Below are 14,703 nucleotides of genomic sequence, written 5' to 3' on the forward strand. Positions count from 1 at the left end.
CATTTAGGTCATTTCTAAAAATACAGCATTTGCGATCGCACCTGCGGAATGTGGGATAAAAGTTGAAAATTGGGAATTTTTTCTTTCGTGGTGGGTACTCTGACTTATGAGGAGTTAAAGATAAGTACAGGTCTGCTATTAATGTCTGAAAAATACCTATTTTCTCATTGGTTAAATTTATTTTGTCAGGTAACACTCGGTGGCTGTTCTGCATTTTTGCTCTTGGCTGCACCGACAATTACTAATTTTCCAGTTAGCAAGCTGCTGGCAGAAACTGCAATTTCTCAGAATCTGGAAGCAGCTAGCTTTTTTCAGCAAGGAGTTACGCGCTATAACCGCCAAGACTTACAAGGTGCAGAATATGCCTTTCGCCAAGCGTTGCAGCGAGATCCTAACCTTGGGGCAGCACGAAATTATCTGGGTAATATATTTATAGAGCAAAATCGCTTGGATGTAGCTTTACAAGAATTTACAGAGGCGATAAAACTTAATCTCAATTCTAGCGAAGCTTATTACAACTTAGGGTTAGTGTTGCACCGACAAGGAGAAAAAGATGCAGCAATTACCGCTTATCGCCAGAGCTTGGTGATAGATTCCACAAGGGTGGCAGCACTGTATAATCTGGGTTTGTTGCTATACGAACAAGGAAAGTTAGAGGAAGCGATCGCTGCATACCAAAAAGCAATTAATCTAGATAGCAGCAATGCGAATGCTTATCTTAACTTAGCGATCGCCTTGCAACAACAAGGTCAAATCGAGCCTGCGATCGCCAATTATCGCCAAGCTTTGAAGCTAGATCCTAAAAATGCCGCAGCCTACAGCAATATGGCAAATTTGCTAGCAATGCATGGTCAAGCTCCTGAGGCTATTTCTGTTTATCGGCAAGCGATTCGCCTAAATCCGAAAAGTGCCTCAGCTTACTATAACTTGGGAGTAACTTTATATAATCAGGGCGAGTTTAAAAAAGCCAGTGGAGCCTTGAAACGCGCTCACAATGAATATCGCGAGCAAGGCAACATTGAACAAGCCCAGAAAATTGAGCAGCTAATGCAGCAAATTGCTCAGAAAACTGGGCAACAGCAACCTCAAGCCAGTCAAACAGCTACTCCTTCTCAGAGTTCAGATTCTACAGTACAAACACCTGAGCCACAGACGCCAAATCAACCAGAAATGCCCGCGAACCCTGGCGATGTGCCTGTCTCAGTTGAACCACAATCCACTTCAACAAGTCCCTGACAATACAAAACTCAAAGTTAAGGCAATTTGCCCTCATCCCCCAACCCCTTCTTCCAATTTTGGGAGAAGAGGAGCCAATTTCAGAGTCCCTCTCCCAAGCTTGGGAGAGTGATTTTGATTCATGCAATAGGTCTATTCTCTACTGGAAGTTAGGTTTGAGTAAAAGTTACACACGGCATAACTCCTAACTTTTTTAAATCGGCAAACGATTAATATCTTTATTGCAACCAATAACAACCATTGCTGAACCACGCTCTAAACGCTTGGTAGCGTCAGGATTAATTTGAAATTTTCCATCCTGGCTTACTGCTAGCAAATTTAAACCGTAGCGGTTACGAAGTTGAAGCTCAGTGATTGTTTTACCGTGAAATTCATCAGGCACAATCAACTCTACAATACTGTTATCTGGGTCGAGGTCAAACCGATCTAGAATTGCTGGTTTAGTAAGAGTACGCGCTAGGGCACAACCCGCTTCATACTCAGGAAAAACAACATGATCTGCTCCTACTCGCCGCAACAGTTTACGGTGAACTTCACTAGAAGCTTTAGCAACGACATGAGGCACGCCAGCCTCTTTCACATTGAGGGTGGTTATGATACTTTCTTGAACGTAGTTGCCAATTGCGACAATTACAGTATCAAATTCAAAAATTCCAGCTTCTTTGAGTGCGGCTGGTTCTGTAGAGTCTAGTTGCAAAGCATGACCAACTATTCCCTCAGTTAATGCCTCTGAAACTTGTTTTTCATCAATATCTGTTGCCAGCACTTGATAACCAAAATTATGCAGTGTGGAACAGACAGAGCGACCAAAACGACCTAACCCAATTACAGCAAATTGCTGGTTATCTTTGCGTAAACTGCGAAAAAAACTTAATGATGACAGATTCACCCTTTTTATCCTTATGATGGCTCCCTGTATTTAGGGCAAAAAACGGTTATACCGCTTGAATTAAAAATTTTATTTTTGCCTTCCAATGTATATTTTATCAGTTTAGTCATTTGTCATTTGTCATTAGTTATTTTCCCCCTGTTTCTCCTACTCCCTCATCCTCTACTTCCTACTCTCTCTCCCTAACTATCCCACAAGTAAATTTTCTTCAGGATAGTGAATTCTGGTAGGGCGGGGATCTCCTAGTACGGCAGACATCAGCAGTAAAACACCTACTCTTCCAACGTACATAGTGAGAATTAAGATCAGCTTTGCTACTGTAGAGATAGTTCCTGTAATGCCTGTAGAAAGCCCCACGGTAGCGAAGGCTGATACTACTTCAAACAAAATTTGAATAAAATCTAATGTTGGATCTGTGAGGCTAATTAAAATCGTGGCGAAAATCACGGTTGCTACCGATCCTACTAACACACCTACAGCTTTCAAAATTAAAGTTATTGCTATCTTGCGATCGTACAGCAAAACTTCTTCTTTACCCTGAAGAATCGCTTTAGTACAACTGGTCAAAACTCTCAATGTTGTTGTTTTTATGCCTCCTCCTGTACCACCTGGACTTGCACCAATAAACATCAGCGCAATTGTAATAAATAGACCGGCAGTAGTCATTTTGCCAATATCGATGGTATTAAAACCAGCAGTTCTGGGAGTAACTGATTGAAACCAAGCTACTAATATTTGGTCGCGAAAGTTTAGATAACCAAATGTTTCAGGGTTTCTGATTTCTATACAGAAAAAGGCTATTATCCCTATTAATAATAATATCAGAGTTGTACTAATCGCAACTTTGAAATCTAGGGTAAAGACTTGGGTTTGAGTTTTTTTGAGGATGCGATCGCGCAACCAAAGATACATTTCCAAAATTACTTGATAGCCAATTCCCCCAAAAATAATCAACATACTAATGGTGAAGACTACTAAAAAGGATGACTGATAGCCAATTAAGTTATCTTTAAATAAACTAAAACCAGCATTATTCCAAGCATTGATACTATGAAAAATTGCTAACCAAAGTCCTTCATCCCAACCATATTTTGGAATAAAAGCTGGTATAAGTAAGAATATTCCTGTAATTTCAAAAATTAAAGTTGTGGCAATAATTGAACGGATGACTTGGGCACTCCCGCTCATTCCTGGTCGGTCTAAAGCTTGTTGAATAGCTACTTTTTGTCGCAGGTCAAACTTGCGTCCAATTAGCAGAATCAGAAAGGTAGTACTTGTCATATAGCCTAAACCGCCAATCTGAACCAACAGTGTCATAAACAGCTGACCCCAAAAAGAAAAATAAGTACCAGGATCGACCACTGATAAGCCAGTAACACAAACCGCAGATGTTGAGGTGAACAGCGCCACAATAGGGTCGTTCCATGTACCATCGCTAGTCGAGAAAGGCATCATTAGCAAGATGGTTCCTATAGCGATGACAGTCAAAAATCCCAGGCAAACTGTGCGAGAAACGGTCATAATTAATTCAAAATTCAAAATTCAAAATTCAAAAAGCCAGATTTAATATGGGTTGGCACATACTTCAATCTGTAGCCATACTTGGGATTACTTAGTATAAATTCGAGCAATAACTGTTTATTAAGGTAAACCAGGATTTATCCTACTTGGAAAAATCCTGGTTTACTTTTCTTGGAACAAAAATACCCTTATTTAATTAAAAACACACATGGTAGCCTACAAGTATGTTTTTTTTTGAATTCTCCTTCGTCTCAATACTACTTTTTTCATGAGTGCAACACTTTACCAGCAAATTCAGCAGTTCTACGATGCTTCCTCTGGTCTGTGGGAACAGATTTGGGGCGAACACATGCACCACGGCTACTATGGTGTCGATGGCAGCCAGAAAAAAGACCGCCGTCAAGCTCAAATTGATTTAATCGAGGAACTGCTTAATTGGGCGGGGGTACAAGCAGCAGAAAATATCCTTGATGTAGGTTGTGGTATTGGTGGCAGTTCTTTATACCTGGCAGAAAAGTTTAATGCTAAGGCTACAGGGATTACTTTGAGTCCTGTGCAAGCTGCCAGAGCAACGGAACGCGCAATGGAAGCGAATTTGAGTCTGAAAACTCAGTTTCAAGTCGCCAATGCTCAAGAAATGCCCTTTGCTGATAATTCTTTTGATTTGGTTTGGTCGCTGGAAAGCGGCGAACACATGCCGGATAAAACTAAGTTTCTCCAGGAGTGTTATCGGGTATTGAAACCTGGCGGACAGTTAATTATGGTGACTTGGTGTCATCGACCGACCGATAAGTTACCACTGACGGCGGATGAGGAAAAGCATTTGCAGGATATTTATCGGGTGTATTGTTTGCCTTATGTAATTTCCTTACCAGAGTATGAAGCGATCGCACGTCAACTTCCATTAAACAATATTCGCACCGCCGATTGGTCAACCGCCGTCGCCCCCTTTTGGAATGTAGTCATTGATTCGGCCTTCACTCCCCAAGCACTTTGGGGCTTACTCAATGCTGGTTGGACTACCATTCAAGGGGCATTATCGCTGGGGTTGATGCGTCGCGGTTATGAACGCGGGTTAGTTCGGTTTGGGTTGTTATGCGGGAATAAGTAGAAACGTTCTTTGAGAGAAAACTCAGTCAACCTGCTCCTACTGGTATGCAAATAAAATAGGATATCGCAGTCTTCAATCATTAGTAGAGACGTTGCAATGCAACGTCTCTACATCTAGATTATTGCATGAGAATCTGACGGATTAGAATGCTCATTACCTCATCTGGGTTATCAGTGGATACTAGTAGACTCCAGTCCCCAACGTTGGCGTAGCCAATTACTTGTAAATAGTGGATGGTGCTGGTAACGGCTTTGGCAGAACCAATCAATGTATGTTTTATCGGTTCTCGCCGGGGTAATGGTTGTTGGGTTGGTTGATGGCTGGCGGGTGTATCGAAATTTTCCCCAGACAAAAACTGTTTTAACTTGGACTGGGCAGATTCTGGTAATTGTGACATGATGATATTTATACTCCGATACTGGGGTTTTTATAAAGGCGATCGCACACTTCTTTCCGGGATGAGGCGATCGCCTTTATCGATCTTGGGGTTTAGATCGGGGCGATCGCTGTCTTCTTTGGGGGATTTGGCGATCGCTTCGACCATACTTTAATATTAATGTATAAATTTATACTTGTCAAGCGTATTTTGAAAAATATCGCACTTTTTTTGATGGGAGAAAAGTGATCGTTTTTGCAGGGATAAGTTTGTGGGTTGAGGGCGATCGTTAAAAAACAAGTTATCTTGATAATTTTTCATCAAAAAAACCTAATTTTTACTGATATATTTGAGCATAATTCCGAAAATTGCTCATTTGACGTTGTAGCTTGCTCTATTAGTGTCAAGTATTTTTAGTGATTAATACTTAGATATATGCAACTGAGGTTATTTGCTCGCGTATTACCAGGGGTAGCAACGGCTTCCGTGATTTCAGCTTTAGCTTTGGCAGTTGCTACTACCACAAGCAACCAGCCCAGCTATGCTGGAAATAACAAGTTCTTCTGCACACAGCAAGGTAATACACCAGTTACTAAGGTACGCACCTCGCGGGGTCCTGAGACATTCATCCGTTGGGTTTTTAACGACTTTAAAAAATTCCCAGCCTCAGAGCGTTGTCAGATTGTCTCCCAAAGGTTCCAACGCTATTACGATAATGGTCCACTTTTCATCAAAAGTGAATTTAACTTTAACAATTATCCAGTTTTGTGCATTGCCAATCGTAGAGGCGTACCTTGTACGGCAGATAATGTACTAGTCACTCTCAAACCAGGAAGCGATCCGGGAGTGGTTCTTAAGCAGATACTTGATTTCCGGCGTGGTACTAAAGGTGAGACTGTGGGTTTAAGTGGCAGTGGCAAATGTCGCTTTTATAGTGAGTATGAAGGTGATTTGTATCTTGATGTGAAGCAACTGGTCGATGACAAGGAGTGTGGTTAATAGACTTTTAGCTTTAATATTCTTAAAACATAGTCTGTATAATCTCGCTTCTAGTTTGCAGTTACTTGGGGAGTTTAGTTTAACATGAACTGGCAATGGCTAAGAAACGGACTGGGGTACACAGTCTGCTTGCTAATTTGTCTTGGTGGTATTTCCTTAGCGTTGCCAAAACAGCAAAACATTTCTGGTGATGTTAACAAACTTTCTCGGACATCAACTCCCCTTTTACCAGAGCAATTGCAACAATTAGCAAAGACAATCACTGTCAAAATCTCTGCAAAAGAGTTACTAGGTTCAGGAAGTCTACTGCAAAGAAAAGGACAAATTTATATAGTAATCACTAATGCTCACGTCCTGAGAGCAGCTAAACCTCCTTATGAAATTAAAACACCAGATGGGCGTGTCTATCAAGCTTCTGTGTTGCAGGCTGCGGAATTTCAAGAGGCAGATTTGGCTGTATTGCAGTTTCGTAGTCCTGATGTAGTTTATACAGTTGCTAATATCAAAGATGCATCTAGCTTGCAAATTGGGGATGAGGTTTTTGTGGGTGGATTTATATCTAATTTGACTAATCAAAAGCTGTCTACCCAAGCAGCAAAAATCTTTAATAATCAGTTTTTATTTACCTCTGGCAAAGTCACTTTATTGCTAGATAAAGCTTTGGAGCAAGGCTACCAGATTGGGTATACAAATGATGTTCGTAAAGGGATGAGTGGCGCACCATTATTAAATGTATATGGTGAGGTTGTGGGTATAAATAGTTTACATAAAGATCCACTTTGGGAGACACCGGAAGTTTATCAGGATGGTTCCCAACCGGATAAGTCATTACAAGAATTAATTACACGCTCTAGTATGGCTGTACCTCTTAAAAAAGAAGTATTACAAAATCATTGGGAGAATAAATTATGAGGTTTGCTGGTGGACTGACGGCAGTATTATTTGGTACAGCAATTATTACTGTACAGGTGCAAATCGCCACGGCGTTGAAACCCACAGAAGTTAGTCCCATAGCTCAAAAAATTACAGTCCGTATTGATGGAGCAGGTACGGGTTCTGGCGTAATTATTGAGCGTCAAGGCAATACTAATACTTACACTATTCTCACCAATTGGCATGTAGTAAAAGAACCAGGTAGCTACACAGTCCACACACCAGATGGTAAACAATACACCTTTAAACATAGCCAAGCGCGACAATTATCAAAAGATGTTGATTTGGCAGTATTTCAGTTTACTAGCAACCAAAATTATCAGGTTGCAGAAAAAGGAAGTTCTGAACAAGTAACACCGGGGACAACTATTCATGTAGCAGGTTATCCTCAAGGCTCATCAAATATCAGCTTTCTGAGTGGTCAAATTTCTAGTCTTGAACAAAACCCAAAAAATGGTTACGCTTTTATTTATACAGTGAATCCTTTACCAGGCATGAGTGGGGGGCCGATACTGGATGAGGAAGGTAAATTAGTAGGAATTCACGGACGCGTCAGAACTCGCCCAGATACAAATGCTACTACTGTGTATGGGATTCCGTTGAAAACTTATTTAAGTCTTGCACCATCTGTAAAACCATCAGCTATTACTTCACCACCTGTAAATGTAGCTGCTAAATTTAGTCTAGTGGAGACGTTGACTGGACATTCTACAAAGGTGATACCTTTATCTTACTTGGGGGGGCGTTTCAGTTTTGGCGGCGAGCCCGAATCATACATAAAAGCACAAGTTAATTCAGTCGCTATTAGCCCAGATGGCAAAACTTTAGCTAGTGGTAGTTACGACAATACTATCAAAATCTGGAACCTCGCCACTGGGGAACAAATTCGTATTCTCAAAGGTCATTATTATTCGGTTAATTCAGTCGCCTTTAGCCTAGATGGCAAAACTTTAGCTAGTGGTAGTGAGGACAATACTATCAAAATTTGGAACCTCATCACTGGGCAAGAAATTAGTACCCTCAAAGGTCATTCTGATCCAGTTTATTCAGTCGCCTTTAGCCCAGATGGCAGAACTTTAGCTAGTGGTAGTTCTGACAACAGTATCAAAATCTGGAACCTCATCACTGGGCAAGAAATTAGTACCCTTAAAGGTCATTCTGATCCAGTTTATTCAGTCGCCTTTAGCCCAGATGGCAAAACTCTAGCTAGTGGTAGTCAGGACAAAACTATCAAAATCTGGAACCTCACCACTGGGCAAGTAATTCGTACTCTCAAAGGTCGTTCTACTGCGGTTAATTCAGTCGCCATTAGCCCAGATGGCAAAACTCTAGCTAGTGGTAGTGACGACAATACTATCAAAATCTGGAACCTCACCACTGGACAAGAAATTCGTGCACTCAAAGGTCATTCTTATGGGGGTAAGTCAGTCGCCTTTAGCCCAGATGGCAGAACCTTAGCTAGTGGTGGTTTGGATGCGACTATCAAAATCTGGAACCTCAGCACTGGGCAAGAAATTAGTACCCTTAAAAGTCATTCTGCTCCGGTTAATTCAGTAGCCTTTAGCCCAGATGGCAAAACTTTAGCTAGTGGTAGCTGGGACGCGACTATCAAAATTTGGCGGCTGTCTGAGTAGCTATTTTCTGCTATTCCCTTAATAACAGGCGATTAATTATAAATATCTCGGCGATGTCCAATTTTGTGAATCGTAATTAATAAAGCTTCAATATCGAAGGAATAAATCACCCGATAGTTTCCTACTCTCAATTTGAACATACCACTCAAATCAGCACTCAAAGTTTGAAGAGTCAGGTTATCAAAATTTTCAGATAAGTAGCGAATTTTACGTAATAAACGCTATTGAATTGTTGAAGTTAGTACTTCTAAACCAGCAATTGCTTCGGCTTTAAACTCGACTTAATAATTCATTACCAGTTTAATCCCAGTTTTTTCGCTACTTCCTGGGCAGGAATACCACGTTCCTCGCTGCGAATACGCTGTAACGAATCAAGTAGCTGCTTGATTTCAGGCTTTAATTCCCTATCTTCACTCACTAAACGTGTGCAAAATCACAGCGAAACACTTTTCAAACAACCTCTTAAGGTAACGGACGCTGACGTAATTGTGTACGCTCAAAAACTGTAAAATATCCTTCTAAAACCAATCCTTCAATATTCAACAAACGTAATAAATCTTGTGCAGGTTCTTCCGGTATTGCAGGAAAATAGCGAAAATAAACCACACCCTTTGGCGCTGGCATCCGCAGCCTATAAATTAATTCACCATAATCGCGATCAAAAGTCAAAATAATTCTTTCTTGACGTACAGCCCGTTCCAAAACTAGCCAATCTTCAGCACCCGGAGCATCTTCGCTACCATAAGCTACATCATAACCAGCATCCCGCAGCCTGAGTACACTCATCATCGGGAAATTTTCATTTGCTAAAAATTGCATCATGCTGACTCAGATAAAAACGGTAGCATATACAAAGATTCATCTCGCATACACTCAGCAACAAACACAAACACAGCTTGTACAGCTTGTGGTGTTAAAGTTGGATAATTATCTAAAATTTGCTCTACCGTCCAGCCATTAGCAAATAAACCAAGTATAAATTCCACAGATAACCGCGTACCTTTTATCGTTGGTTTACCTAATAATATTTTTGGGTCAGAATGGATGTATTGTCGCCAGTCCATAAACAATATTTTTTGGTTGTCAAAGTAATAATTAAAATTTTATAGCAGTTCTAACAGACAGCTTGAGGAATCACAATTTGACCAAATGCAGCTTTTAAGATATCAAGACAATTAATGGCTGCAAAATTTATCAAAGGTGTAGCATTACAAACAACTGTCACAATTGCTAAAAACCTGCATTAATTGTTTCAATATCCTGGGCTAAATCTGCTTCATTATAATGACGTTGAATTTTATGTTGCCCTAAAATCTGCTGAAATTCCCAGACAGATAGGTTAGCTAAGTGACGCGCTTGAGCAAAAGTAAAAATATTCTGTGCATATAACTGTAGGGCTAATTCTTGACGAATAGCCTGTTCACCTTGATTTAAGGAATGAGATGATATCTGTAAATTTATTGGCTGAATAAATGTATTCATTGCTCTAATGATAAATGGCTATATCCGGTAATTCGTGAGCTAATTTTTGTGCAGCATTTCAATCCTGTTAGCTAAAACTTCTATGTATTCATCTTTGATTGAAACTGTTGCCATAACTTTGTCTTGAATTTACTAGTTTTCTTCAACCTTAATTTCAAATGAATTAATCATTTTTTCTGCTAGTTCTAAATACTTGTTATATTCTTTTTCTTCAGCCGTATAAGTAATAAAATATATTTTGCCATCTCTGACTGTGCCAATTTCCATAGCCTTGAGCTTACATTGTCCTTCTTGACGAGTATAAGTTAATTTATAAGCATTGAGCTTTGATAGCGTTGTTGATGGATAATCATCTTTTACTTCGGAATTAAGATTAATATTTTTAATGTTTTGTACAGCCTCCTTTTTAGATTCTTCTAGAGATAACAATTTCGGATTTACATCAATTGTTATTACTAGAGGACAAGAATCTACCTGGTTTTTATTTTTACGTTTAAATTGAACTACCTCATTGTCAAAATTACCGCTTGGTGGTTCGATGAATTCCCAATCGTTTGAGGGATATTTAATTGTGATGCCAAACTTAGGTTCGTTGTAAGTTTCAAGAGTAGGCTGGGGATGAATAATTTTAGATAAAATCCAGAAAATTAGCGGAGTAATTACGGCTGCTAGACCGATACCCAGCCAAAGTTTCCCCGATCGCACTTTCGGTGATAATGTCTTAAGAGCCTGCAATACTTCATTTGCTGACTGGTAACGCTGGCGGTAGTCATAGCGCACCATTTTATCGATGATATTTGCTAGTTTATCGCTAACTTGGGTGCGTACTTTACCGCCGTAGGCATCGCGCCAAACAATTTCCCCTGTTTGTGGGTTTGTCGGTAGTCCTGCACCAAGCCGAGGATCGGGATTTATCCCCGTTAAAGCTTGAATAGCAACGATCCCTACTGCATAGATGTCGCTGCTTAATTTTGGGTCGCCTTTTTTTTGTTCGCTAGGCATATAACCAGGACTACCAATGCAAGTGGGAAAACTGACCTGTCCTTGAGGATTAACTACCTGGGTACTGACTTCTTTAACTGCACCAAAGTCAATTAAAACAATTTTGTCATCACTCTGACGGCGGCGAATATTTGAGGTTTTCAGATCCCGATGAATTAAATTTTGTTGATGAACAAAATCTAAAACTTCTAGAATATCCTGTAAAAGTTTAATTACATAAGCTTCACTAAGTTGCACGCCCGATACTAATTCTCGGCTGAGGTCGTGACCTTCAATATATTCCTGCACTAAATAAAATTCTTGGTTTTCTTCAAAGTATGCCAGAAGACGCGGTATTTGGTCATGCTTGCCTAACTTTTCCAGCTTCTCTGCTTCCCTGACAAACAATCTTTTCCCAACCTCTAAATTGTATGGGTCAGTAGACATCGGTTTAAACAGCTTGACAACACAAGGGGGATTGCCTGGTCGTCCTGTATCAATAGCTGTGAAAGTAATTCCAAATCCCCCTTTGCCAAGTTGTTCCAGAATTTGGTAGCGTCCACCGAGAATCTGACCGATCATGCAAGTCACCAATGTCCTCCGGGAATTTTATACCATTTCTGCACAGAATTATTATAAATGTTTATAGTAAGCGGGAAACTCTAACCCCTTGTGAGTGGATAAGGTTGTTCCCCCCGTCGCTTGGAGTATTAGGCATTGGTAATTCTTCCCCATTACCCCTTATCCCCAGAGGGGGCCCCACCATCCCCATGACCAAAAACTTCATCCGCTTGAGTTAAGTAAGGTAGATACAATTTTTGGTGTTGCATAATTGCGGGATGATTTCGCAAGTTATAAAATCTCCCCTCTGCAACGCCAGCACCCCCTGCCTCCCCTGCCTGCCTAAATTCATCCCTCTGTTCTGCAACGCCCAATTTTTAAAGGCGCACGGCTAGCTAGCTGTGCGCCCCTACCTTACACATAATTAATTTGGACAATCACTGCTGCTTGGGTGATTTCATTCAACGACTGTTACTGAAGCCCCTTCATTGGATGGAGGTACAGCGGGTAATTCCAGACAGTATCCAGCACCATACACTGTTTTGATATAGCGGGGATGGCGAGGGTCTGGTTCTAGCTTGGTTCTCAAGTGGCGAATATGCACTCGAATCGTTTCTATGTCATCATCAGGATCGTAGCCCCAAACTTCTCTGAGGATTTCGCTGGGAGAAACTGTTTGACCGTGGCGTTGCAGTAAGCAGTGAAGTAGCTCAAATTCCAAGTGAGTCAATTTCACCGTCTCATTGAACCATATTGCCTCAAATCTTTCGGGAACGAGGGTTAATGAGCCATAGTTGAGAATTTCACTATGCTTTGCGGCTTGAGGAATCCGGTCAGTACGCCGCAAAAGTGCCCGCACTCGCGCCAGCAGTTCTTCAACTTCAAAAGGTTTGGTGAGGTAGTCATCTGCGCCAGCATTGAAGCCTTCCACCTTGTCCTGAGTTTGGCTCAAAGCCGTCAACATTAACACGGGAATCTCAGAGGTGCGATCGTCGCGGCGCAGGCGTTGACAAACGGTAAACCCATCTACCCTGGGCAACATTAAATCGAGCATGATCAAGTCTGGCTGTAGCTGGAGAGCCAGCGCTTGACCTTTGATGCCGTCTTCAGCTTGACTAACATCGTAGCCAGCCATTTCCAAGTTGACGGCAACTAGTTCTGAAATCGCTGGGTCATCGTCTATGACAAGAATCCTCGGCATTCTTAAAAAATTATTACTACTTATTAAGGATAATTAACAACCTTTGATAGATACAAAGATTTTTGAATCAATTCTAAAAAAGCTTCTAAATCTTACATAAATATTAAGATTAAATGACTGTGAAATCAAGACTCAATTACACGAAATCTTATAGTCTATGATGTGTTATACTCCCCCCTACAATCCGTCTTGGTTTTTACAAAACGGTGTGATGATGACTGTATACACCGCTTTGTGGGGAAAACGTAACTGGCAAAGTACTACTAAAGACCCAGAACCGTCTTATCACGAAAAAATCTTTATTGGTGGCCAAGGTGTGCCAATTTTTGGCTTGGTTGCCATTCCGGAAAATGCTCATAGCACGATTATCGGTACTTATGGTATTACCGGAGAGTTAGAGACGGAATGGTTTTTGAGAGTGCTAGGACGTAAGGCCTACGCTCAAGGCTATGCTGTGGTGTTATTTGATTGGCGGGCCCACGGCAAAACGGCCGTTTTGTCCCCGACTTTAACTTCTGATGGTTTGTATGAAGGGGAAGATTTTGTTCGCATCGCCGCCGCTGCGAAGGCAATGGGATGTCCGGGGAAATTTTGGTTTACGGGGTATTCTTTAGGAGGGCAATTGGCACTCTGGGCGGTGAAGGTGGCTGGTGAGGTGATTAGGGAGCATGGAGATTTAGGATTAGAAGATAGCGATATTGGCGGTGGTATGGTAATTTGTCCGAGTTTGGATTCACAGCGATCGCTATCTTATCTGGTTACAAAGCCCTTCGGTAGATATTTGGAAGCAGGGATTGCCCAAAATTTAAAAAAACTGGCATGGCGGATTTATGATGCCCATCCGGGAAGCCTTGACCCAGCAGCGATTGAACGGGCGAATAGCATTTGGGGTTTTGATAATGAATTGGTAATTAAGCGACTTGGTTTTCCTTCTGTGGAAGCATATTACCAAGCTAGTAGTGCTTTACAAATATTGCCGCAAATCTCAAAACCGACTTTGATTCTATATGCTGCTGACGACCCACTTTTTGACCCAGCTATCATACCGGAATTAGAACAAGCGTGCGATCGCAATCCCGCAATAGATTTGTTACTTACTCAGTATGGCGGTCATGTTGGCTATTTGAGTAGTAAAGAGTGCCAGCGTCAAGTACAAGACCCCGATCTTTGGTGGGCATGGAATCGGGTTTTACAATGGTTGGAGGAAAAGCGAACAAAGTAATAGGCGAGACGATATTTTAGTTGCGAGGATACTCGACGGATGGAGTTGTATTGCTTGGAAGCCCAAAATAGAGAGGATGGCATTGACCCCGAAGTTACCACAATATCATTGGTAAACCAGCAATAACAGAAGCAATACCTGTCCAGAGAGTAAAACGCGCAATATCTAACTCATCCAAAGCAACGCTCATTTGCCTAATTGCTAATAGCAGCGCTGCCAGTAGCAGTATAAAAAAGGCAAAGTACTCCAAATTAATAATCATTCATCCTCACTATGTTCTACAAAAAAGTAGTTCTAATAGTTTATTAACAAGCTTTAGCAAGGGTTTTTTGTTTTAGATTTAACACTTTCTGAGAAAAACTATTTCCTACTGAAGAGATATCTACTTCAGAACACTTGCAGACATTGGTTGTAGTTACTTTGAGAAATGCTGTAATAGCTAATGTTCTAGCCAAAAGAAAATTTGCAATTTTCTGTTAAGAGTTTTAAAGTATGCTGTCTCAGGGGATTTAATATGGAGTTGAGAAGCGTACATCTAGAGTAATAAATTATAATAT

Annotated in this window: 16 protein-coding genes; 6 read left to right on the plus strand and 10 right to left on the minus strand. The window is 40.9% G+C overall.

Annotation, left to right across the window (positions count from 1 at the left end; translation table 11 throughout):
- Window positions 1–141 precede the first annotated feature (141 nt).
- Window positions 142–1,236 carry a tetratricopeptide repeat protein gene (locus RM368_RS09695; protein ID WP_322693869.1) on the plus strand — a complete coding sequence of 365 codons (1,095 nt, stop codon included), beginning with the start codon at window positions 142–144 and terminating at the stop codon, window positions 1,234–1,236.
- Between the two features lie 193 nt (window positions 1,237–1,429).
- Here the strand turns inward: RM368_RS09695 and RM368_RS09700 are convergent, their stop codons facing one another.
- On the minus strand, window positions 1,430–2,125 hold the full coding sequence (locus RM368_RS09700) for a TrkA family potassium uptake protein (RefSeq protein ID WP_322693870.1): 696 nt from the start codon (window positions 2,123–2,125) through the stop codon (window positions 1,430–1,432).
- Between the two features lie 186 nt (window positions 2,126–2,311).
- The gene (locus RM368_RS09705; protein WP_322693871.1) at window positions 2,312–3,646 is read right to left on the minus strand and encodes a TrkH family potassium uptake protein; all 1,335 of its coding nucleotides are present in this window, start codon (window positions 3,644–3,646) and stop codon (window positions 2,312–2,314) included.
- 268 nt (window positions 3,647–3,914) lie between these two features.
- Between RM368_RS09705 and RM368_RS09710 the strand changes: the two genes are divergently transcribed.
- On the plus strand, window positions 3,915–4,757 hold the full coding sequence (locus RM368_RS09710) for a methyltransferase domain-containing protein (RefSeq protein ID WP_322693872.1): 843 nt from the start codon (window positions 3,915–3,917) through the stop codon (window positions 4,755–4,757).
- Window positions 4,758–4,875: 118 nt separating this feature from the next.
- Here the strand turns inward: RM368_RS09710 and RM368_RS09715 are convergent, their stop codons facing one another.
- Entirely contained in the window at window positions 4,876–5,154 is a 279-nt protein-coding gene (locus RM368_RS09715) for a hypothetical protein (protein WP_322693873.1), read from the minus strand.
- A 414-nt stretch (window positions 5,155–5,568) separates the two neighbouring features.
- On the opposite strand from RM368_RS09715, the gene RM368_RS09720 reads away from it, so the two are divergent.
- The 3 genes from RM368_RS09720 (at window position 5,569) to RM368_RS09730 (ending at window position 8,699) form a co-directional block, all read left to right on the plus strand.
- On the plus strand, window positions 5,569–6,132 hold the full coding sequence (locus RM368_RS09720; protein ID WP_322693874.1) for a COP23 domain-containing protein: 564 nt from the start codon (window positions 5,569–5,571) through the stop codon (window positions 6,130–6,132).
- Window positions 6,133–6,216: 84 nt separating this feature from the next.
- On the plus strand, window positions 6,217–7,044 hold the full coding sequence (locus RM368_RS09725) for a serine protease (protein WP_322693875.1): 828 nt from the start codon (window positions 6,217–6,219) through the stop codon (window positions 7,042–7,044).
- Window positions 7,041–8,699, plus strand: a complete 1,659-nt coding sequence (locus RM368_RS09730) for a trypsin-like peptidase domain-containing protein (protein ID WP_322693876.1) — start codon at window positions 7,041–7,043, stop codon at window positions 8,697–8,699. Before RM368_RS09725 ends, RM368_RS09730 begins: the two co-directional genes overlap by 4 nt.
- A 32-nt stretch (window positions 8,700–8,731) precedes the next feature.
- Here the strand turns inward: RM368_RS09730 and RM368_RS09735 are convergent, their stop codons facing one another.
- The 6 genes from RM368_RS09735 to RM368_RS09760 all read right to left on the minus strand — a co-directional run bounded on the left by RM368_RS09735 (window position 8,732) and on the right by RM368_RS09760 (window position 12,924).
- Window positions 8,732–8,905 (minus strand): type II toxin-antitoxin system RelE/ParE family toxin, encoded by a 174-nt coding sequence (locus RM368_RS09735; protein ID WP_322693949.1) that lies wholly within the window; start codon window positions 8,903–8,905, stop codon window positions 8,732–8,734.
- 256 nt (window positions 8,906–9,161) lie between these two features.
- Entirely contained in the window at window positions 9,162–9,521 is a 360-nt protein-coding gene (locus RM368_RS09740; protein WP_322693877.1) for a DUF5615 family PIN-like protein, read from the minus strand.
- Entirely contained in the window at window positions 9,518–9,763 is a 246-nt protein-coding gene (locus RM368_RS09745; protein WP_322693878.1) for a DUF433 domain-containing protein, read from the minus strand. Before RM368_RS09745 ends, RM368_RS09740 begins: the two co-directional genes overlap by 4 nt.
- A 166-nt stretch (window positions 9,764–9,929) precedes the next feature.
- On the minus strand, window positions 9,930–10,181 hold the full coding sequence (locus RM368_RS09750; RefSeq protein ID WP_322693879.1) for a UPF0175 family protein: 252 nt from the start codon (window positions 10,179–10,181) through the stop codon (window positions 9,930–9,932).
- A gap of 132 nt (window positions 10,182–10,313) precedes the next feature.
- Window positions 10,314–11,744: a protein kinase domain-containing protein gene (locus RM368_RS09755; RefSeq protein ID WP_322693950.1), complete on the minus strand. Its 1,431-nt coding sequence runs from the start codon at window positions 11,742–11,744 to the stop codon at window positions 10,314–10,316.
- Between the two features lie 436 nt (window positions 11,745–12,180).
- A complete protein-coding gene (locus RM368_RS09760; protein ID WP_322693880.1) occupies window positions 12,181–12,924 on the minus strand; it encodes a response regulator transcription factor in 744 nt (247 codons plus the stop codon).
- A 157-nt stretch (window positions 12,925–13,081) separates the two neighbouring features.
- On the opposite strand from RM368_RS09760, the gene RM368_RS09765 reads away from it, so the two are divergent.
- The gene (locus RM368_RS09765; protein ID WP_322693881.1) at window positions 13,082–14,146 is read left to right on the plus strand and encodes a YheT family hydrolase; all 1,065 of its coding nucleotides are present in this window, start codon (window positions 13,082–13,084) and stop codon (window positions 14,144–14,146) included.
- A 94-nt stretch (window positions 14,147–14,240) separates the two neighbouring features.
- Here the strand turns inward: RM368_RS09765 and RM368_RS09770 are convergent, their stop codons facing one another.
- Window positions 14,241–14,408, minus strand: coding sequence for a hypothetical protein (locus RM368_RS09770; RefSeq protein WP_181929464.1), 168 nt, complete (start codon window positions 14,406–14,408; stop codon window positions 14,241–14,243).
- Window positions 14,409–14,703: the final 295 nt, after the last annotated feature.

Source organism: Nostoc sp. DedSLP03 (assembly GCF_034530815.1).
Taxonomy (GTDB): domain Bacteria; phylum Cyanobacteriota; class Cyanobacteriia; order Cyanobacteriales; family Nostocaceae; genus Nostoc.